At 54.1% G+C, this 21,214-nt stretch carries 10 protein-coding genes and 1 pseudogene; 5 read left to right on the top strand and 6 right to left on the bottom strand.

What is annotated here, in order from left to right; genetic code table 11:
* Positions 1 to 6: 6 nt before the first annotated feature.
* Positions 7 to 1,680 (bottom strand): FHA domain-containing protein, encoded by a 1,674-nt coding sequence (locus tag RMSM_RS16465; RefSeq protein WP_008698445.1) that lies wholly within the window; start codon positions 1,678 to 1,680, stop codon positions 7 to 9.
* Positions 1,677 to 2,477 carry an FHA domain-containing protein gene (locus tag RMSM_RS16460; protein WP_040767459.1) on the bottom strand — a complete coding sequence of 267 codons (801 nt, stop codon included), beginning with the start codon at positions 2,475 to 2,477 and terminating at the stop codon, positions 1,677 to 1,679. The genes RMSM_RS16465 and RMSM_RS16460 overlap by 4 nt, the downstream gene beginning before the upstream one ends.
* A gap of 210 nt (positions 2,478 to 2,687) precedes the next feature.
* Between RMSM_RS16460 and RMSM_RS37020 the strand changes: the two genes are divergently transcribed.
* From RMSM_RS37020 to RMSM_RS16440, 3 genes are all read left to right on the top strand, one after another.
* A complete protein-coding gene (locus tag RMSM_RS37020; RefSeq protein WP_008698441.1) occupies positions 2,688 to 5,852 on the top strand; it encodes a serine/threonine protein kinase in 3,165 nt (1,054 codons plus the stop codon).
* Positions 5,849 to 8,575, top strand: a complete 2,727-nt coding sequence (locus tag RMSM_RS16450) for a serine/threonine-protein kinase (RefSeq protein WP_008698438.1) — start codon at positions 5,849 to 5,851, stop codon at positions 8,573 to 8,575. The genes RMSM_RS37020 and RMSM_RS16450 overlap by 4 nt, the downstream gene beginning before the upstream one ends.
* A 400-nt stretch (positions 8,576 to 8,975) precedes the next feature.
* Complete coding sequence (locus RMSM_RS16440) at positions 8,976 to 10,484, top strand: high affinity choline transporter 1 (RefSeq protein WP_008698435.1); 1,509 nt, start codon at positions 8,976 to 8,978, stop codon at positions 10,482 to 10,484.
* On the opposite strand, the gene RMSM_RS16435 is transcribed toward RMSM_RS16440, so the two are convergent.
* The 4 genes from RMSM_RS16435 to RMSM_RS37015 all read right to left on the bottom strand — a co-directional run bounded on the left by RMSM_RS16435 (position 10,474) and on the right by RMSM_RS37015 (position 18,795).
* Positions 10,474 to 11,076, bottom strand: a complete 603-nt coding sequence (locus tag RMSM_RS16435) for a glycosyltransferase family 25 protein (RefSeq protein ID WP_008698433.1) — start codon at positions 11,074 to 11,076, stop codon at positions 10,474 to 10,476. The two genes, RMSM_RS16440 and RMSM_RS16435, sit on opposite strands and share 11 nt — an antisense overlap.
* A 15-nt stretch (positions 11,077 to 11,091) precedes the next feature.
* Entirely contained in the window at positions 11,092 to 12,459 is a 1,368-nt protein-coding gene (locus tag RMSM_RS16430) for a glycosyltransferase (RefSeq protein ID WP_008698431.1), read from the bottom strand.
* Entirely contained in the window at positions 12,456 to 13,196 is a 741-nt protein-coding gene (locus RMSM_RS16425; protein ID WP_008698428.1) for a hypothetical protein, read from the bottom strand. Before RMSM_RS16425 ends, RMSM_RS16430 begins: the two co-directional genes overlap by 4 nt.
* A 145-nt stretch (positions 13,197 to 13,341) precedes the next feature.
* On the bottom strand, positions 13,342 to 18,795 hold the full coding sequence (locus RMSM_RS37015; protein WP_144057709.1) for a bifunctional serine/threonine-protein kinase/formylglycine-generating enzyme family protein: 5,454 nt from the start codon (positions 18,793 to 18,795) through the stop codon (positions 13,342 to 13,344).
* 374 nt (positions 18,796 to 19,169) lie between these two features.
* Here RMSM_RS37015 and RMSM_RS16415 point away from each other — a divergent pair, with 374 nt between their 5' ends.
* Both RMSM_RS16415 and RMSM_RS16410 read left to right on the top strand, forming a co-directional pair.
* Complete coding sequence (locus tag RMSM_RS16415) at positions 19,170 to 20,411, top strand: HlyD family secretion protein (RefSeq protein ID WP_040767456.1); 1,242 nt, start codon at positions 19,170 to 19,172, stop codon at positions 20,409 to 20,411.
* Positions 20,408 to 21,214, top strand: a pseudogene (locus tag RMSM_RS16410) (hypothetical protein); the annotation flags it as partial. The gene RMSM_RS16415 and the pseudogene RMSM_RS16410, both read left to right, overlap by 4 nt.

Here is a 21,214-nt window from a genome sequence, read left to right as displayed (position 1 = left end):
AATTCCCTAGGGAGTAGACGCGGATTTTGCCGCGATCGCCGCAGCGATCGTTTGGGTCGTGACCACTTCGAGTATAACCGCTGAGTTCTCGTCGGGCGGAGACTGAAAAACCACCAGCCCCAATAATGATGTATCACGAACAAGCGGAGCACCAAGAAGGTTCAAACCATGGACTTCGTTGGCCGTTGCTTGGATTCGCATCGCGCCGGCAATTCCGTCGTACTCGGGGTCTTGCCCGAGAACTCGAAACGCAATCCATTCCAAGTTCACTTTTTCGCTTGCGTCATAAAACGGATCTTCGTGATCAAACCCCGTGTCCAACAGATCCACGGCTAAACCCGGTCGTACGGTTTGACGGTGATCGAGCGACACATGGGGAATGGGCTTGGTAATTTGCAACCAGCCCACATCGGCTGAAGTGGCGGCGGTCATCGCTAAATTCACAAGCCGAGCGGCGCGCTGGAGTGAGGCATCATCCAATTCCGCCGTCGCTTTCTTCGTTTTCGCCGCTTCACTTTGCGTTATGTATTGCTGGCGGAGCAAATCCGAGGCCTGAACTCGTTTGTCAAATTCGGGAAGTACGCCAGATTTTGAAATTGTGTATTCTTGCTTTGTATCGAGGTGTACCACTTTTGGATGCGAGTATCCCTTTTGTTGCATCATCGTCAGGGCGTGCACGATCGAGCCGGTGGTAGACAAAAGCTGATCCCCGGTTGCGATTGCAGTGCCGAGCCGAAAATAGGTATTCGTTTCGTTGTTGAAAATCAATACCCAGTAGGTGCAGGCGGCGACATCCGAGGGCGCGGCCGACGCGGCGTCCTTGGGCGGCTTGCTCGGCTGAACCTTCGCCGGGGGCACGACGATGGGTTCGGCTGGGGCGGGTGGCGGCTCCGGTTCCGCAACCGTCGTCAACGCGGTGAATTCCGTTGATGTATTAGCGTCTGGCACCGGAACCGCCTGCGGCGATTCAAGGCGGTGTGAGTCGCTCAGAGGAGTGGTGTCGGGAGATGAGCTCGATAACAGATAGATCGTCCACAGCACCGATAACATTAGCATGATCCCGGCGGATGCCAGCATCCAAGTGGATTGACGACTCGGATCGGTAATGGGATGCCACATCGATAATTTTTGAGTCTTCGCTTTCTCGATGAGACTCGCCGTTTTTGCCTCATCGAATTTTTCCGTATGGATCGAGCGTGATCCAAAGTAAACCGTTTGGTTCGAATTCAACGAGCAAGCGTCCACGCGTTTTGAAAAGTCTGCATCCACATACAATCCATTGCGGCTGTGAGCGTCCCGCAGCACTCGAGTCCCGCATTTGCCAATGATCAAGGTTGCATGTCGTCCGGAAACTTCGGGGTAATCGAGTCTTAGATCGCAATCGGACGCCCGTCCGACGGTCAACACGGCTGCAGCGTCTTGTTCACTGGGCCACGGCAAGGGAAGTTCCTTCGTCAAATACACGCGATCGGTGGCAACGATTCGTCGTGGCTGATTCGTGAAATGAATTTCAGATCGCGGATTGGCGATCCCCACACGACCTTGACGTGGTAGCACCGTGAAAACGCCATCTTTATAGCGAAGTTCGCAGTGCAGTGGTTTGACGTCCGCATCCATCACCACCACGCTGCAATTGCGATCGCTGCCGATCGTCCATGTCGAATCTTGATGACGAGTCATGGCATCATCCCTCGTTGACGAAAACTGCCAGCAGCGTCATTGGGCAATCGGAAAACAAAACGTTGTTCTCCGAGGATGAAGGTGGATCCCGAACACAGCGTGAACGAGGTGACTCGATGCCAGATTCCGTTACGACTGTGTTGATCCTCGAGAAGCCAGCCACGACTGGTTTCACGAAGTGCCGCATGGATCGGATCGATCGTGCGATGGTCCAAATGGATCTCTGCCGAGGTTTCGTCACGGCCAATCCGCAAGCGATTTCCGGAATTGATGGGGATGGCGTGCGAGGAGCCGCCAATTTCGGTCATCTGAAATTGCGGCGATGTTCCCTGCGAGCGTTCCCAGCGGAATCCCAAACCGCCGATCATGAACGAATCCTCGGCAGTAAGCGGAATGCTCGTTTTGCGGACATAGGTGCCATTGGTGCTCTGTTGGTCGACCAATTGCCAAACGCAGCCACCGTGATCATCACCCGTTCGCAGGATTTTCGCATGCAGCGACGAAATGTCAGCGTCGTTGGCAAAACACCAATCTGCATGCCGTCGGCCCAGCGTGGTTTCCGTTTTTCGTAACCTCAACACTTCGCCTTCGGTTTCACTATCATCATCCAGCGCGATTAGCATCGGAGTCGGAACTCGGCGCTCGGGCGAAAGCAGTTCAGCGGTGGAGTGGTTCGTTGAACTTGGGCCGTCTGTGATTCGAAGATCAATCGCCGTCATCTGTGCATCGACCGTTCCGCACTGAACACACCTTTGCCCCAGCTCGATCCAGCGTTTGCACTTTGGACACACAGGCATGGCGGATCGTCACATAGAAAAGGGGAACAGCAGGCTCAAATCGTGCACACGCGTGGTGCCTCCGTTAGACTACGATGATACTAGTTTACCCCTCCGCGGCAGCGGCGTGGGGCAAATGGGGCATTGAATCATTTCCTTTATTAGATCTTGGGAAAGAAGATCAATCGAATTCACCCCGTTCCGTCAAATTCACGTTCGCCGTGACTTTGTATGCGAGCGAAAGACGGCACTTTTCACCGTAGTCGAGGCGATGCATTGGCGATCGAGCTTCAAACCGAATGCCCGTCCTGCGAAACGTTCTCGCTGATTGACGCCTCGTTGTTAGGGAAAAAAGTAGGGTGTCCGACCTGTCGCCGGTCGTTTTATGCCAATCGGGCGCGTCCTGCTGCCGCCGGCGATAACCTCTCTGCGGTTTTGACGCAACCTTCGAAAACGTCCCCTGCGAGCTCGTCAACTGAAAACCGGCCGGAGGGGGCACGGCGGCCATCGTTCTCGTCCGAGCCGCGGACGGATTCATCGACACGACTCGGGCGCTATCAGCTACGCCGTGTGATCGGTGAGGGGGCGTTTGGCACGGTCTGGCTTTGCAGCGACACGCACACGTCGCGGAGTGTCGCGGTCAAATTGATGCATTTTGAGGCCAGGGATCAAAAACGAGCTGCGCGGTTTCTGACCGAGGCGCGAGCGGCGGCAGCGCTACGTCATCCCAATATCGTCGCAGTACTGAACGCCGGTCGTGTCGAAGGGCAACACTTTATCGCCACGGAATATGTCCAGGGGCCGACGTTGGAGGAATTTGCAGTAACCAAATCACCGACTCAGTGCGAGGCCGCGGATTGCATCCGTAAGCTTGCGTTGGCACTGGACTATGCGCACCGGCATGATATTGTGCATCGCGATGTCAAGCCACTCAATATTATCATCGATACCAAAAGCGAGCCTCAATTATTGGACTTCGGTTTGGCCAAGCGGCTCGACTTCGATTCGGCATTGACGGTCGATGGTTCAGTGTTGGGAACGCCCGCCTATATGCCGCCTGAGCAGGCGCGAGGCGACCTTGCCGCGATCGGTCCGGCGACGGACCAATATTCGCTTGCCGCTTGTTTGTACTTTTTACTAACTGGGCAATCGCCGTTCGTGGGGAATGCTGCGGCGGTATTGCAGATGGCGATCCACAGTGCACCGACGCCGATTTTGCAGCTGAATCCACAAGCCGATGTGAATCTGGTTGCGATATGTCAGCGTGCGATGGCTTATGAACCCGCGAAACGCTACTCGACTTGCGGCGATTTCGCTCACGACTTGCAGCTGTTTCTAGCGGGTTTGCCGGTACGGGCGAGACCGATTTCGGTACGCGAACGCATCACCCGGTGGTGCCATCGCCATCCTGCCGAAGCAAAATTCTCCGCCGCTGTCGCGATGGTATTGATAACCGGCGTTCTCATCAGCAGCATCGGTTGGTTATCAGCACGACGGGCAATGAACGAAGCGACTCGGCGTGAAAAGGATGCTGCAATTCTTGTGCAACAACGTCAGCAAGTGCAACTCGATTTACAGCAGCGATTGAGCGAGATCGAAGCGGCGACACGACAGGCACAAGCGGCCAAAACCATGGCCGAAAAGCAACGAGCTGCCTTTGACATCGAATCGGTGAAATTGAAACAAGCGATTGAGCAAACACAGCGAAACACGGCCTTGGTGATCGAAACCACCGAATCGCTCAAAGCCGAAGAAGCGAAGATCGCCGAACTGCACCAAGAGATCGCAGGTACCGCATCCACCGTATCAGAAACCAAACAGACGCTAGTAGAGATGCGGTTGCAAAGTGAAGCAGACAAATTGTTGAAAGAGCGTTTGCGACGCGTGCGTCAATCGATCGAGTCGGAAAACTTTGACGAAGCGAAGCAGTCTTTGCAGGATATACCCGAGTCACTGCATGGCTGGGAGACGCATGTTTTAACTGCGCTTGTGGAAAGTCAGCAGCGGGCGATTCAGGTTCGCTCGATCGACTTGTCCCGGTTCGGTAGTGGTTTCGAGACGCCGGAATGGCAATGGGCTGAAACTGATTCGCCTGACAAATTTCTGTTGTTTCGCAGCGGATCGAAAACCGCAACCAAGCTGTTGATAATCGATCTCGCAACCGCTACCGCGTCAGACATCGGAGTGATTGGATCGGTCCACAATGTTTGCTTCAGCGAACAACACAATTCGATCAGCTTTGGCGCAGGCGTACAAACGCCACACTGGAGCACGGTGGTCAACAAGGAACCGTTTGAAACATTATTGTATTCGGTTGCCGCGCCGACGCAATCGATTTGGCAGCTCCATCAGACGATCGTGCATCCACGGCATGGGGCTGTCTACGCCATCGCTGCCGCTTCGCAAGCAAAGTGGTACTCGCGGTCAAGTAAACCGCAACTTTATCGCTCAGCGGCGCGATTGCAACGTCTCAGGCGATCCGAGGAAAAGCATCGATTGGTCGAACAATTGATTGAGCGTCATGCGGCGGAATGGTTTGAACCATACCGCTTGATACGCATGAACGGTGACCCTACCGGCGTGATCTGGGATCGACAGAAAGACACCTATGTCAACGCTGCACTAAAGCGCTATCTCAATGAACGAGCTCAGAAATGGTTCTCTGCGGAGGTCGAATTGATCCGGGCACCCGCGATGGGTGACGTCTATTCCGAGTCGGGAACCCACCACGTTGCCATCATGGCCAATTACCAAATCGGACTCCGCCCCCCACCGCGTCCTGGATTGCCCATCAAACGTCCGACCCGTGAGATCATGACGGTCATGGTTCCGATCTCTAGCATGGATGCTAATAAAATCCTGCCCACCCAAGTCTATGTCACCAGTAATCAGTGGTGGGCAGTGAACGGAGGGGCGATCGATCGAAGGACCGTCAGGGCGACGGCGAGCCCTACAACCCCCGAAAACTTACGAACAACTTGGATGATCCCAGCGGAGATTTCCGAACCATGGGACGAAGACGTCTTGCAAAGCAGCACCCGCAACCGTGTTGGCAACAGCGTTTTGGTTCGTGATTCCGCGACCATTAGTAGTTTGCGAGGCCCATTGCTCTGGAGATCCGAAGTCGCTGTCGATCCGGCCCCACCGCAGTTCCGCTGGATCACCTGTTATGCCGATGCAGGGCAGTTGATGTTTGGTGAAATCGGCCAAGACAATTTTCATGCAGTTGCATCGCTCCAGCATGTTCAAAATCCTCAATCGATGCAGTTGACTGCGGAGGCTCGCTATTTGTTTCGCAAAAACCCTACTTCGATCGAATTCATTGACTTGCATGATGTCGTTCCCGGAACGATGTCCGATCTCGTGGACAAGCCGAATGCAGAGGTGGCGCCGTGAGCACCGTTACAAAGATCGAACTGCCATCGCGATTTAAATTTAATCGCAAATTGGGAACGGGGCGAATCGGGCATGTCGTCTTGGCAACCGATCAAGAACTGCAACGCGAAGTCGCGATCAAGCTGATTCCGTTTCGGACGTCTCACGCGGACTCGGCTGCTACGAGTGTCCAGGGCGATGTCGATACCCGGCGGCGAGCACGTCACGAAGTTGATTTGGCGTGTCGGTTGCGACATCCGAGCATTGTCGCCGCGTATGATTTTTTCGAGACACGTGCGGCAATGGGGTTGGTTCAACAGGCAGTTCATGGTGGTGATTGGACATCCGATGTGACTCGCAAAGGCGAGCGTGATCAAGTGGAACGGGTCCGCAAATTGGCGTTGGCAGTTGACTACATCCACGAACAGGGTTGGGCTCATGGCGACATCAAGCCCGAGAATGTGTTGGTCGATTTGGATGGCGAACCGTACCTTTGTGATTTCGGTAGCGCTCGGCCGCTATTGGATCGCGACACTGCGGTGGGTGAAAGCGAAGCGGTTTCGCGTCCAATCGAAATCAATGGAACTCCCGCGTACATGGCGCCCGAGTGTGCATCGGGACGATCACCTGCCAGCGTTTCAGCGGACGTTTACTCGATGGGGATGTTGTTGATGGATCGGTTGACGGGGCGTTGTCCGTTTGACGGGCCGCCCGCTGCGATTTTGGACGCGGTCGTCCATCGCGGTCCACCGTCGCTCGTCTCGCTGGGGTTCTATCGTAATTCACGGATGCAGTCCATTGTCGACAAGGCAACTTGCCGCGACCCAAGCCATCGCTATGAATCTGCCGCAGCGTTTGCCGAGGACTTAAGTCGTTATTTAGAGAACCGTCCATTGGTGGCCAAAACATCTAGCTTTTGGGAACGATGGCGATTGTGGGGAAAACGCAATCCGATGATGCGGGGGTTGTGTGGTGTTTTTGTATCGGTGTTGGTGTCGGCGATCTTGCTGGTGACTGCTAATTGGCGATCCGCCAACATCCAAAGCAAGCGGCTGATTCAAAGCGAAGCTCAGCTGATCGCAGAGTCCACTTCGCTGCGCCAGAGCGAAGAAAAACTGACTGCCTTGATCGATACACTGCGCCGGCGGCAAGCGGCGGTTCAACAGGCCGAATCGCTCGCAATCCAGCTGCGAAACGATGCGGAAACGACTCAGTTGGAACGAGTGGCACTGATTGAAAAGTCAAAAAAACTCGAAGAGGATGCCAATCAAAAAATGCATGCGTTGCAAATGTCGATTGCAAAAACCAAAGCTGCCAATATTCAGTTACAGTCGCTCAACGAGCAATCGAATGCCGAGCAATCACGACTGCAAAACTTTACAAGACAGGTCGCTGCCAATGAGAGCCGCGAAGCGATCGACGCCGCCATTGCATCAATGAACGTTTCGAAGTGGGACGAGATGGAACGTTCGCTTTCGGCGGTACACGAGGATTTTCGGGGGTTCCTGTATCATCATCTTGCCTTAGTCGCGTTTCATGGAAGCGTGACGCCACGCGTTTTGACGTTTGAAGTGCCGATCCGTGCCGAAAAAATGGTCTTGAGTTCCGATGCTGCCACGTTGGCTGCGTTTTCAAGAGAGGGGCAGGGAGTTTGGATCAACACAGCACGACGACGAGTATTGACTTTGAGTGCGCCTGAGGACATTCGCAGGGCAAGGCCTGAAGTTACGGCCGCTACGATTTCCGCCGACGGAAATCAGATCGCCGTTGCTTGGGATCACAGAGACAGCTCGCAAAGGATCGCGACATATCATCTCGCTGAGGACCAAGTACAGCTCGTTTCGGATCTCGCACTTCCGCACAACGCCAACGCATTTCGATTTTCTGGAAATAAAGTGTATGCGTTGGTGTCATCAGATGATGGAAAAACGATTGGCTTGTGGGATGTGCAATCCGACGGGTTTGTGTGGCAACTAGAAAACGAAGTCGCTGATGAACGCCAAGTCCTGTTATTGGAAACACAATGTGACCGCGACTCGACGCTGGCGTTCGCGATTTTTTCCTTCAATCCATCACAGTCGCTTGACATTGTATGCATTGATTTTCGTGCCTCGGCGTCACCGCCGACCGTCCATACGTTTGAGCTTGGGACGATCGATATGGAGTGGAAGCCGGCTTCGCTGTTCTTTTGTGATGGAACCGCGATGGGGACGGTCAACGAGCAAGGTTTCTCGGTCGAACCAGCGTCACTGCTGCGTCGCGACATGCAGGCGATCGTGAATCGAAATCACACGATGCTGGTTCGTTGGTGGCGGACCGCCGATGGAACCGGTGTTCTCGCATCGCCACTCGTTCCTGAACCCTCAGCGGATCGAGATGATGGATGGATGTCGATGGGGAAAGATCACAAGTACAGCGTCGTATTTCCTGACTCGATGGCACGTTGTCTTGTCTGTTTTGATCGAAACGGATCAAAGTTCGTGTCGGTTGAAGAGTCAGAGGACGAGGGGGGAGCGAAATTGGTCCCGCTGCACACATTGCCACTGCTACGGTCGATTCGTCACGCCCGCGGGATGTTCACTGCCGACCGAACTCATTTTGTTGAACATAGCTATCACAAAATTGTCGTGCACCCGTTGCAGCACAGACCGATTCGCCATCATGTGTCGGTCGATGATTTTGTGGCGGACCTTCGCGAGTTCAGTGAACGCAATGACCTCGACGCCATTTTGAGACGTGAATAAGTAAGTCCGTGCTTCGGCATGGGGTACGACAACGCGACAACGCGACTCGCGGCGATCGAACCGTTTCGGCGCCCAATTCGAAGTTCGGTTTAGGGATCAGATCGATCCTGGTCCCAAGCTCTCGCCGATTCGGTTCCGCAGCGGGCATCCTTTTTGCCGCGATGGTTGGCAGAGTCTTTTTCGCGGCAATCTGCAGGGATTTCGCAACCGAAATCCAGCCTCGTATGAATAGAATTGAGGGCATCATGGTCCCCGAAATCGCCGATGCGGTGGAGCGATTGCCTGGGAAGAAATCTTTCGTCGTTTTCTGGAGTTTTTGGGGTCGGCAGCGAGATAGATTTCGCTAATATGTCGCGACAAATTTGAGCCGGTCCTGGGATCCTTTCACCTTCCTACGCCTATGCCTGAATCCTCTGCGCTGCCCTCGGGGATGTACTCTCTGTTTTTGGGTGCCTTGATCGTTTATCTGATCGCCATGTACGTGGTAGGCTTTATCGCCCAACGCCGCGTTCGCAACGTTGAGGATTTTGTACTCGCCGGCCGCCGATTGCCCACGTCCTTGGCCACAGTCACAATTATCGCGACGTGGTTTGGTGCCGAGTCGCTGATGACGACCGCTGACGAAGTAGGCAATGAAGGGCTCCGTAAAGCGATGCTCGATCCGATCGGGATCGCTGGCTGTTTGCTTTTAGCCGGTTTGTTTGTCGCGGCTCCGATGTGGCGGATGGGAATTTTGACGGTTCCCGACTTCTTCTTTCGCCGCTTTGGAAAAACGGCCGAGATCATGTCGTCGCTGATCATCGTGCCCAGTTATTTTGGCTGGGTTGCCGCCCAGTTTTTTGCACTCGCGCAATTGCTCGAAGTGTTCTTCGGAATTCCTCGAGAATGGGGCATCGTCGCGGTGGCCACGATCGGGACGGGCTATACATTGCTTGGCGGGATGTGGACGATCACGTGGACCGACGCGATTCAGATGTCGTTTATCTTGCTCGGGTTGTTGTTGCTCGGACACGCGATTTTGGCACATCTTGGCGACGGTTCGATCATCGAAGGGGTTTCGGTGATGCAAACGGAAATTGACGAATCACGTTGGCGGATCGCCGACCCGCCGACGTTTTGGCGGGACACGATGGTCGCCATTAGTGCGTTGGCGATCGGAGCGTTGGGGAATTTGCCGATGCAGGATTTGATGCAGCGAATTTTTTCGGCAAAAAGTGACAAGGTGGCCGCGCGAGCCTGTTTGTGGGCTAGCGCAGGCTACTTGCTGATGGGGGTTTTGCCGGTGGGCACGGGAATGGCAGCCCACTTGTTATTGCCGCGTGCCGAAGGCGACTTGGATGGCGTGGTCATTCTCGTCGCCAGCAAGCTACTCAATCCGGTGCTGTTGCTGGTGTTCTTTCTAGCGATTGTCTCGGCAGTACTATCGACAATTGTCAGTGCGGTGATGGCGCCTTCAGCGGTAATGGCCCATAACCTAGTCGAACCTTTATGGCGCAAAGCAAGCTCGAATCCTCCGACCCAGCACGGACTACTTCAATTGCAGCGGGGAGCGATTGTGTTGGTGACCGCCGCTTCGGCTTGGTTAGCGTATCGTGGGGAAGGTGCCTACGAGCTAGTTCAAGGATCCTACTCGATGGCGCTCGTCAGTTTGGTGGTGCCATTTTTGATCGGATTGAGATTCGACAATATCCCGTCGCTCGCTGCGAAGCTTGCGATGTTGTTCGGCATCACGGTGTGGTCGCTGCACATGTTATTGGGATGGGAGGTCTTCTTCGAACCCTGGCTAGAAGCCTACGGAATGCCGCTGCCTCACGAATTGGCGGGAACGATTTGCAGTGCGATTGGATTCGCAATTGGCTGGATGCTGGGAACTGCGGAATCGGCCACGACCGACGAAGTCACGGATTGATCGCAGAATCGAGCCCCAATTGGACACCCACCAGTGGTTTGACAGTCGCGTAAAACAATCCCCGATGGGAAAGCTTGGCATACAGATGGTCAATCGGTTGTTCGCATTGCGAGTGCGTCCGGAGAATGTAGTTTGCCAGTCGATACGAGATCAGGTAGCCGACCGTCCCCAGCGGCGTTTCGCAAACACGGTTATATGGGCCGTGGTTTTCCACGACGGCGAATTTGCTATTTTGCCCAATGTTGCGTTGCAAATGAATATAGTCAAATTCCCGAGGAAGCGACCTTTCGATTTCGACGAGTCCAAAATCGGGATCTGCCTCGAAACAAAAATCGTCTTCGAGGATGCACGCCCACGGCAATCGATAATCAACCACCCGGCGCAAGGCACGCAAATGAGCGAGATAACAACCGATCTCGCCGACTCGCATCTCACGCAGCGTTTTGGCCGATACCGGCAATTGATCGGTTCGCCATTTGGCCGCTTCGACTCCATCGACAACCTCAAACGGCAAATTGAGCGGCTGGATTTTGCTTAAACCTGATTGACGGCGACGCGGATCATCGGGCAGTGAGATCATGAATAGATTCACGATAGATCCTCGCTTCTAATGATGAACCGAAATTGCAAACTGACGTAGCGAGCGGGCATTGCCGTGTACGACCGGAATCTTGCCAGTGCGACGGCTGATCACCAATCCCTCAGGTGACACCGCAACTTCACCAACGCTACGATCATGCACGCAGTAGTTCCAACCTTCGTCGGCGGCATGCCAGCGATGCGGTTGTTGGTGACAGTACAGATTTAAGCCCATTTGGTCACCCCAATCGGTGGTTCCTGCAAGCTCGGGACCTGTCCGCATGCGGTCGGCTGCGGAAAAATAGCGATGGAGTGTTGCCGCAGTTCCCGCAGCAAATCCACTATTCAAAAATGGGTTGCGTTTTAACAACTCGAAAGCATTCCGGCGGTGCCCAGGATCGTGGATTGACAACGACCACGCGGGGATCACGGCGTTGTCGGGATAGCCCTTCGGTTCGATCACTGCATGGACCACATCGGGCCGGATTGCCACCGATTGCCAAAGTGTGTCGAGTTGAGTTTGAAAAACGACGTCTGAAACGTCCCAATAAGCGACGGCCGCCTCGGCAGGCAAACGCCCCGTGATCTCGGCAAATTCGTGAAGCCGCCGGACCGGGACCATCGTGCCGTTGCTGGGGCGAGCCACCACATGGACATTTGATAACTGGGTTAAACGTCTGATTTCAGACGGGTACAAACCGTAGGTGACTGCAATGACGGGGCAGGCGTTTCCCCAGGTTCGTAACGATCGCAAAAACTGATGTTCAAACCGCTGAAGATCACGACGATCAAACGCGGCGAGTACGTAGGAAGAATGGGTGAGCGGAGCATGGTTTCGAGCCTGCCTCCCTACCACAGTTGCATCATGGGGCGTTTTACCTAAGTGAGTCGCTTTTGCGATCCCGCAATAAGTAATGCCGATGCCTTGTTGCCGAAGGTCTTCGCAGCAACACGCGCATTCACATTGGTTTGCGGTAGATCGAAATTGAATCGTCTCGAGCACTTCGCCACGAAACAAGCAGGCGCCCATTCCGACGTGGCCGGCATTGGTGCTGGTTTGATTTTCAAGGTCGTAATCGGCGGCAACTGCACCAAGCGTCGGTGAGCATTTCAGCCGATGAACAAGCGTGGCAATACATTGCGGATCAAGCAGCACGTCATCGTCGACGAACATCACCCAATCGGCGGCGGCACGCTGTTTGATCCGATTGCGCGCCCGTGCGATGGTTTGCCAGCGATTTCGATCGGCGCTGTGGGGCCACCCCGTTGCGATATGTAATCGCACGTTGACATCGTTTTGGCGGTGAATTGCATCGACCACAACCGGTTGCGGTTCGCTGTGCGGGCGACACAGCATCAGCACGTCAACGGTGGGCAGGGCACAACCCTGATTCATGACGATGATGGTCCATCGACACGGTCCAAGAATCCATCGTCACACTGCGACAACGATCCACTGCTACGGTCTAGAAAACCATCGTCGCATTGGGAATGAGATAAAGATCGCAACGACGCAACATCAGCAAGGTGCGGATCGTAAAGTTCCTCGTCTGCCACCATCCCGGCCGAACGAATATAGGAATCACAGGGAGTTTCATGTTCCTGTCGTGTCGTAAACAATCCGCTTGCACCGGTTTGAGCCTGAGCCGTTAAAGAGGCTAGTTTCGTGCCTCCGGCCTGGTAATGGTCTCGCGAGCGATCACAGGGAAGGGGCGGATAATACTGCGCACTCTCGGCGGCGGTCATTCCGGTATGGACTTCCAACAGAGTTGGGCTGAACTCGGGCACGTACAGGACGCCGAGCACGCGAGGGGCATCATTGAGCTGCATCTGTAACCCGGGTAACACTTCGGATTCGAGCAGCCATGTCCCTTGATCCCAATCGAAATTTGCAGGGTTTTGAGGTAAAAACACGGCACGTACTTCCGTCACCAAAATGCTACGAATGAGCGTTACACGTGGCGAAGGACGTTCGGTAGCCCGTAACCACTTGCTGCCGGGATCGACGCCGCCGACTTCCGCCACAGGCAGTTGCTCGATCGATTGCAATGACAACTCGGCCACGCGAGGAAGGGTTGCTGGGAACGTGACGGTTCCGGCCAACAGCAATTGTCTATAGCGTTCTCGATCCATAGTTTGGTTTGTTGTCAAAAGGGAAGGATGATCATGTTGATATTTCTTGGCCCCTCGCGTTGGGCCATTGTATTCCCTGATTTGATGAGATGTATTGCCGAACGCTGAATCGATGACAAAATCGACGATTTTTCAAAAATCTAACTTAGCGATTTTCGTTTGGCATCGTGCGAGCGATTCGGAATGACAAGTAGACTCGATTGAGAAATGCCGCATGCCAATTTCGCTGCGCCGCGCGTGCGTCGAGTGGTTGGTACAGGTTTGCGCCGCCGCGAGTTGCCATGCGGGTCTCTTGGTCGATCGTTGTCAGAGAGGTTGCGGGGTCTGGCACCGGTGCATGAGGAAATGTTGGGTAGGGGGCATGCGCGGCGTGGCACCACTCCATCGCATTTCCCAGCATATCGAACAGCCCGTAATCGTTCGGTAGCAAATGGGCGGTTGGATGCATTTCGAAACTCGAATTTTCGGCGGTCCATGCATGCCAGTGCAAACGAGTCGGGTCGAATCCGAACCAACGCCCGCGACTTGAACCGCCCCGACAGGCAAATTCCCATTCGATTTCGGTGGGCAATCGGTAACCGATGCGTTTGTGATAGTCGTAGGCAAGCTGCATTCCCGGTTCTATCTCATCGATCGGCGGATAACACATTTGTGATTCGGGGATCCCTTCTTGCTCGCTGAGCCAACGACAATATTTTGCGGCATCGAACCAGTTGACTCCAATCACGGGGCAATCCGCGCTGGGAGTGTAGCGAGGCGCGAAATTGTGTTCTTGACGAAATTGCCGAAATTGGGCCGTTGTCACTTCCTGGGTGGCGATGGCGTACGGATAATCAAGCTGGAACGGAGTCTGAGGTTCTTTGCTTCCATCACGTCCAGGTTCGGTCGCTGGCGATCCGACCCAAATCAGGTCATCGGGTTGGATCACGACCATGCGATCGCCCGCCGTAGTGCGGAATTCGCCCGCAAATTCCGACATCGGCGGAAGGTCGAGCGTGACACCCCATGCGGTTGCAATCGCCTGGACCGCTGAACGCAGACCTGGGTCGGGGCTCTCTGTATACCAATGCGAAAGTCGGGAAATCACTTTTTCGCGATGCGATTCGGAAATGGAGTCGGTGGGATAGATGGCTAATGCCATCGCACAGCTACGACGCAACATGACGTCTTGGTCAATGTTTTCGAGATGGTTAATTAGCCAATCTGCCGACAAATCAAACGCTGCGAACGATTCGATCATGGCCCCGCGAGTCGCTGCGGAAAAATCGGCCTGCATTGCCGTAGCCATTTGTTGCTGATCGCCCAATCGAAACATTGCAGCCAACAGGTTTTGTAGTCGATTACACCTTTCAACTTGCTCGGAATATGGGGTTTGCGGACGCCACCAAAGCGATCCAAACTGCGGCGTCGATTCGTCGCCCGTCTGGGCGATTCCGAGTGATATCGGATAGTAACCTTGGGCCATCGCAGCGCGTGTTTGACGCAAATGTTCGCGTCGGGGTTGCGGATCGATTTTGTGCACTTCAACCGGTAATTCGGACCACCACACCGCAGTGATGTCTCGCTGGGAATTACTGAACAATCGGTCGTCGAATTGCTGCGACACCAACGTGTTGCCTCGGCCATAGTGGTTTAGGTCGTTGCACATTTGGCGACTCTGGTGCCATGCTTCGTGAAAATCGATCGAGCCTTCGACTTTCCAACGAATCGAGGAAAAGTAGTCTTCGCCGTCGTTTTTTTGCAATGTCAGATTCGTGCGTGGAATTTCAATCCCACGTTCCACCAGCGGTCCCCAGCCGTTTTCGTGATGAAGGTCGTGGTGAACGTCGACATATAAATCGGCGTCCAACAATGCCGAATCATCAGGGACACGGATCCAAACACAGCTGTATTTTTCCGAGTCGTCCTGACGATAGACGTGTAGTGTGTCTGGAAAATAACGATCGGCTCGGTGATCAAGATTTTGTTGACGAAGTTCATCCGCAGTGGCGTCGATGCAGAATCGAGACTCGGCTCCATCACGTAGCGTCAACACTGCCCAGAAACGTTTTGTCCCTATCTGATAGGGCACCAATTCTGCGATTCGGTAATCAGCCTCGGCAAGTTCGTGAAGGATGGATTGAACATCGGTCTCGGCAACCTTGTGTAGCATGATCGCGTGCAATCCGATGGCCACTTCACTCACACGAAGTCGAGCGGTCAAGGATTGGTTTAATTCTCGCGGGGCAAGTCCAGAGATTGATTCGCGTTTGCCGACACACCACCATGGCGACCCCCACGGCTGAGCGACATCAATCGCAGGAGGATGCTCGGCGACTTCCATTCGCCACTGTGCCTCGACAGCATGACGTCCAACGTCGCCGTACCTTGCGATTGCGTCAGTGTAGGCAACCAATTCGGATGGAAATGCGTGCGGTAGGTGAGTCACCAGCCTGGGCAAATCGTCCGCGGCAAATGCCACCATTAGATTCGCCGCGTTGACCGATTCCTGTTTTCGAGTTCGGTCTTTTAGATGCTTGTCCAACAACGGGACCAAGTCATTCCCGATCGGATGGAAGGCATCGCCCCAACGTTGAATCCACAACGGATTTTCGTTTAACAAGAGCTTCATCAACCGAGTCAAATCGACTTGGTTTTGCAACTGATTTTGTCGTGCCGGATCATTGGCCAACATGCACGCAGCGCGAATCAATCTGTCTCTCGACGCGCGTTGCGCGGACCACAAATCAGAGAAAAATGGGTCGCCGATGGAGGTTGTATGGACAAATTTTTTAGCGATGGTGACCACCTCGTCCACCGGAGCTTCGAGCACGTATCGGGCGAGCAGGTCGGTGGCTTTGGGATTCGAGTCGGCGAGTACGAGTGCACCACGGACTCGATCAGAGATCATCGCATCTTCGTCGTTGATCAAACGAGTGGCTTCCTCGGTTGCGAAATCGGAATCATGTAGCGACGTCGCCAATAGAACGGCGTCGTTCATTTTGGCATCGAGCAACCGTTCGATCGCCATACGACTCGCGTTCTTCTGATTGTGGTTCTGCAACAACCGGTAACCCGAGAACATGCCGACCAGCATCACCATAACGGCAACTGACCATGTCGCTACGTTGGTCAGGTGTCGCACCTTTGCCGCCTTCATCATGTTTTGCTGCGGTGTATTGCAGCGACGTAAATCGGTGTAGCGGCATATGGTCAAGTACTCGCCAAGCGTTGGTAGCGATTGCGGCAGGGGACGAACACGATACAGGTCCGAAAATTCTTCCAATCGCAAACGGGCCTTTCCCTGTTTTGTCGAACGATTTCGATACTCGATCCATTGCCGGATCGGTGCGATCAGAAAGTCATGAGTCAATTGGTAACCTCCGGACCTGTTTTCGGAGGTGTTCTTTCCGAAGGAATCACTCGAGTCACTCGCACTGCTTGGTTCCGTCGCACTTTGATGATCACTGCCCAGGGTGTCCGTTGCGACGCGGTCGGTAGGTGTGATCAGGTGCATTTCGCGGTCCAGGATCGCCAGCAGTTCTCGAAATGAACTCTTCTCGCGATACGATGCGGCTTGCGCAAGTTCCTCTTTGGTGCGAACCGATCCTTTGATCCGCGAGCTGGCTTCGGGTAAGAGGGCGCGGAGCACGCGATGAGCCCCTTCGGCATGAATCCGAGTCCGTCGCCGAGCTAACTCGCTATCAAACGTTTCGTCTAGAAAACGCATTCCAAGCCCAACGCCACCGTCATCGAACAATCCTTCGGCATGATCCCAAGGGCGGTTCTTTAGCATCTCGGTCAACAAGGCCAATTGCACACAGATCACTCGTCCATCGGCTGCCAAGTACTGTACCGCCTGGTCTAGAAACAGGTTTTGACCGGCTGATCGTTGCTCGACTTGCTCGGGCAATCGGTGGTAAGCGGCACCGAACAACGCCAATACGTTTCGCGCATGCGATTCGTCGAACAAATCGACTGCCGTTGCGTTGACATTTTCGGCAATGGTGTAGTCGAGGGCTTGCATCAATCGGGTGACACCCATCCAAAAATCGTCGCGGACCATCAGAACGCACTGCAAGTATTCACCATCACATTGCCGCAGTGCCTGGACCAATGCTTCGCGTGAACCATCGGGATTGGCGAACAACCATTGCTCGAATTGATCGATAAAGATGACAACGCGGCGACGCTGTAAACGCCGAATCGTGGCAAACGACTGGACGACATCTTGTTGTGTGGCGTTGTTGGGATCGCGAATCAGCGATAATCGAGAAACGATCTGGTCGTGCAACGTCCGTTCGGTGTCCTCGGCCGTCGCTTGGACATAGATCGCGATGACATCGTCAGCTAATCGTGGGATGATTCCAGCTCGCACGAGCGACGTTTTTCCACAACCGCTCGGACCGTAAATCACCCCAACCGGAACGGGATCCGTATCGGTGTTAGCGTCGAGTTTCGAGAGCCAAAAACGGATGATTTCTGGAACGCCATCACGATCACGTGGGCCGGGCAAAAGTTGCAAAAAGAAATCGGCATCCCGTATATCAAACGGTCTCAGCCCCTTGGGAACCACCCGTGGTAACGGTGGCGTTTTTGGGCTCTCCAACCCGCTGTCAATGGTTGAAGTAACATGGGGCAGCGAACCATTGCGTGTTTCCGGCCGAAGGCCGTCCTGGTTTCCTTGACGGGCAAGCCATTGCCGGAGGTCGGTGGCAATGGCTTCGCCCGTTGCATAGCGTTCGTTTATTGATTTGGATAAAGCTTTGAGACAGATTCGAGAAAGCTCGCTGGGAATGTGAGGGGCAAGCTTTCTCGGATGGACCGGTTGGTTGTACAGAATCTCGTCGTACAAACCGTCCTCGACCGTCGATTGAAACGGCCGCTGGCCGGTTAGCAATTCGTACATCACAACCCCGAGCGAATAGAGATCCGATCGCCCATCGACACGGTGTCCTTCGCCGCGTGCTTGTTCGGGGCTCATGTAGGCAGGCGTACCCACATAGGCGGGACCGCCACGCGGATCGACATCGCGTAGCGCCAACCCAAAGTCAGCAACGTAAGCATGCCCGTTTTCGTCGATCAAAATATTGCTGGGTTTAATGTCTCGATGCACAACGCCGTGTTGATGGGCAAACGCAATCGCGTCGGCGACCTGAGTGATCAGGTTCGCGATCGCGTCGTAGCTGGGACGCTGCTGCGTTGCCCATTGTGACAAATCGCTGCCGCGAATCCGCTTCGTCACGATGTAGCAGGCAATCCTCGCGGCGCTGGCTGCTCGGTAGACCGGGATGATATTGGGGTGGTCTAAGCTTGCGATCGCGCGGGCTTCACGCAAATATAGATTGACCGTCGTGGGTTTTGAGACCAGAGATGGATGCGGAACTTTGAGTGCCACGTCGCGTTGTAGCGTCGTGTCATAGGCAAGAAATACTGTGCCAAACCCGCCGCGTCCCAGCACTTCGCGAATCACAAACTCTTCGATCCGCTCAGGTACATCGACACTGGCAGCCTCCGAATCGGTTCCAAAAAATTCGAAGGTGAGTGATTCACTGTTTTTCGTTTTCTTGGGATCCACGTATTCACTTCCAGAGCCACTCGCCATTGTTGACACCGTCACGCCGCATGCATCGTGTCCGGCGTGCTAAACCGACGGGTTTGCCGGCGTCTTCTGTTTGTCGAGTTCTCGCCACATTGTGATTAATAACGTGCCCCGCCGCGATTGTAGCAAAAAAGTTTTGCTTTCGAGGCTGATCATAGATTCGTTTTGGGATGAATCGAGAGAAAGAACGCTGAAGGATTTCCCCCTGCATCGTGGTAGTGGCGGCGGGTAGTCTGTTGACTTAGACCGTGATCGCGATGCCCTGCCTTCGATCAGAACCAAGCCACCTGCGTTTTGTGTGTTGGTGAGTTGTGTTCAGGTGGACATGGGCCCACGTGTCAATCAAGATAGAGAAAACCGCTCCATCGTCCTCCACTTCTCGAGAATTCTTGATGCGCACCGAGCCCTTGCACTGTCTTGCCGCGATAGCCCTGTCATTGTTTGCCGTGTTGCCAACGATGGCAGACGAGGCGGAGAAAAAAACGACCGACGAATCCAAACAAGAGGAGACGGCTGTCAAGATTGATGGCGTTTTTGAGTCGTTGTCGAGTCATGAGATCGCGGCTGACTCAGAGCAAATCGATTCGTACGTCATCAAGCGAATCTTGCCACATGGAAAAAATGTGAAAAAAGGGGCCGCGGTGGTCTGGTTCGAGACCAAGGAAATCGATGAAAAAATTAGGAAGATGGAATTCGATGTTGCACTTGCTAAGTTGGCGTTTGAAGAGGCCGTCTTTAGTGATGAGCAATTTCGTGAACAACAAGAACTTGATCGCAAAGCTGCGGAATTAGCACGCAAAGAAGCGCGGCAAGCTTATGACAATTTTGTCGATGTCGATCGCCAGCAGCAAATTATGTCGGCCGAGGTACAGCTAAAGCGTTCACGAGAATCACTCGAGTATGTCGAAGAAGAGCTGAACCAGCTCGAGAAAATGTACCAAGAGGATGACTTGACCGAAGAGTCCGAAGAGATCGTGCTCAAGCGTGCACGCCGCGCTGTGGAGCAAGCAAAGTACAACCTGGAATTGACCAAAACACGAACCGAACGCACGCTCACGCAATCGATTCCAAGTCAACAAGAAAAACAGGAAGCGACTCTCGCCCGAGCAGAATTGGCGTTTGCCAAAACCGTCCAAGATCTGAAAGCCGCTCGTGTCAAGCGAGACATCGAGCGACGCCGACAGAAAACAGAACTCGAAAAACAGCAAGCCGACTTTAAACAGTTGCAAGCCGAGCGACGAGGTTTGGTGTTGACCTCACCGAGCGATGGGCTGGTCTATCATGGCAAATTGACTCGCGGGAAACTGGGCGACAAAGCCAGCAGTTTGGATGTGAAGTCGAAAGTCACACCGCGGCAGGTCTTGGCGACGATCGTTCAACCAGAACGTTTGCGGATCAGCGCCGACCTCAGCGAGGAACAGCGGAGCAAAGTTCATGTCGGAATGAAAGGGACGGCGATTCCCAAAGCGTTTCCTGAACTAAAGATCCCCGTTTCCATTGAGTCGATCGGCAAAGTGCCTTATGCCGCTAACAAAATTGAGTGCGTCGTGAAGGTCAAGGGCAAAGTCGAAAATGCAGAGTTGATGCCTGGGATGACCTGCAGCATCGAATTCGAAAAGGTGGACCAGGAATGAGCGGGGCAAGTGATTGGTTCCAAGCCGTAGTGTTGGTCGCCACCGCGATCGCAACCAGTGCGTCTGTGATGGCGCAAGAGGCCGCGCAGGTCGAACCGTCACCGACGCGGTTGCAAGAGCTTGACTTTAGCAAGCCTCCGGTGCTGCCCAACGTGGATGCTCCCCATTCCGAAGCGATCGAGCAAGCGATTCATCGAGGTATCGGCTTTTTGGTGGCTGACCAAAACCCAAATGGTTCGTGGGGCTCGCCCACGAATACCAAAGATCTGAATATCTACGCTCCCGTCCCAGGCGCCCATCATGCGTTTCGCACCGCAACCACGTCGTTGTGTCTGTCGGCGCTAATCGAATGCGCTGATGAGGACGACGAAGCAGCGCAGGCCGCGATCGAAAAAGGAGAAGCGTGGTTAGTCGAGTATCTGCCAAGACTGCGTCGCGCTGACGGTACCGCGATCTACAACGTGTGGGGGCATCTGTATTCGATCGAAGCCCTGGTTCATCTGCACAATCGACATGCGGATGATTCGGAAAAAATCGCTCAGATTCGTTCTTTGATACAACAGCAGTACGATATGCTGCGGCGATTCGAGTCGGTCGATGGCGGTTGGGGGTATTACGATTTTCGTTATCAAGCCAAACGTCCTACATCCAGCTCGATCAGCTTTGTTGGCGGCGCCGCATTGGTCGCGATGCATCAGGCAAAATCGATTGGGATCGATCCGCCCCAAGATGTCGTCGACCGCGCGGTGGCTGCAATCGAACGTCAACAAAAGCCCGACTTTACCTATCTGTATGGCGAGTAT

The organism is Rhodopirellula maiorica SM1, from assembly GCF_000346295.1.
In the GTDB taxonomy this organism is placed as follows: Bacteria; Planctomycetota; Planctomycetia; order Pirellulales; family Pirellulaceae; genus Novipirellula; species Novipirellula maiorica.
This window is presented reverse-complemented; position numbering and strand designations above follow the sequence as displayed.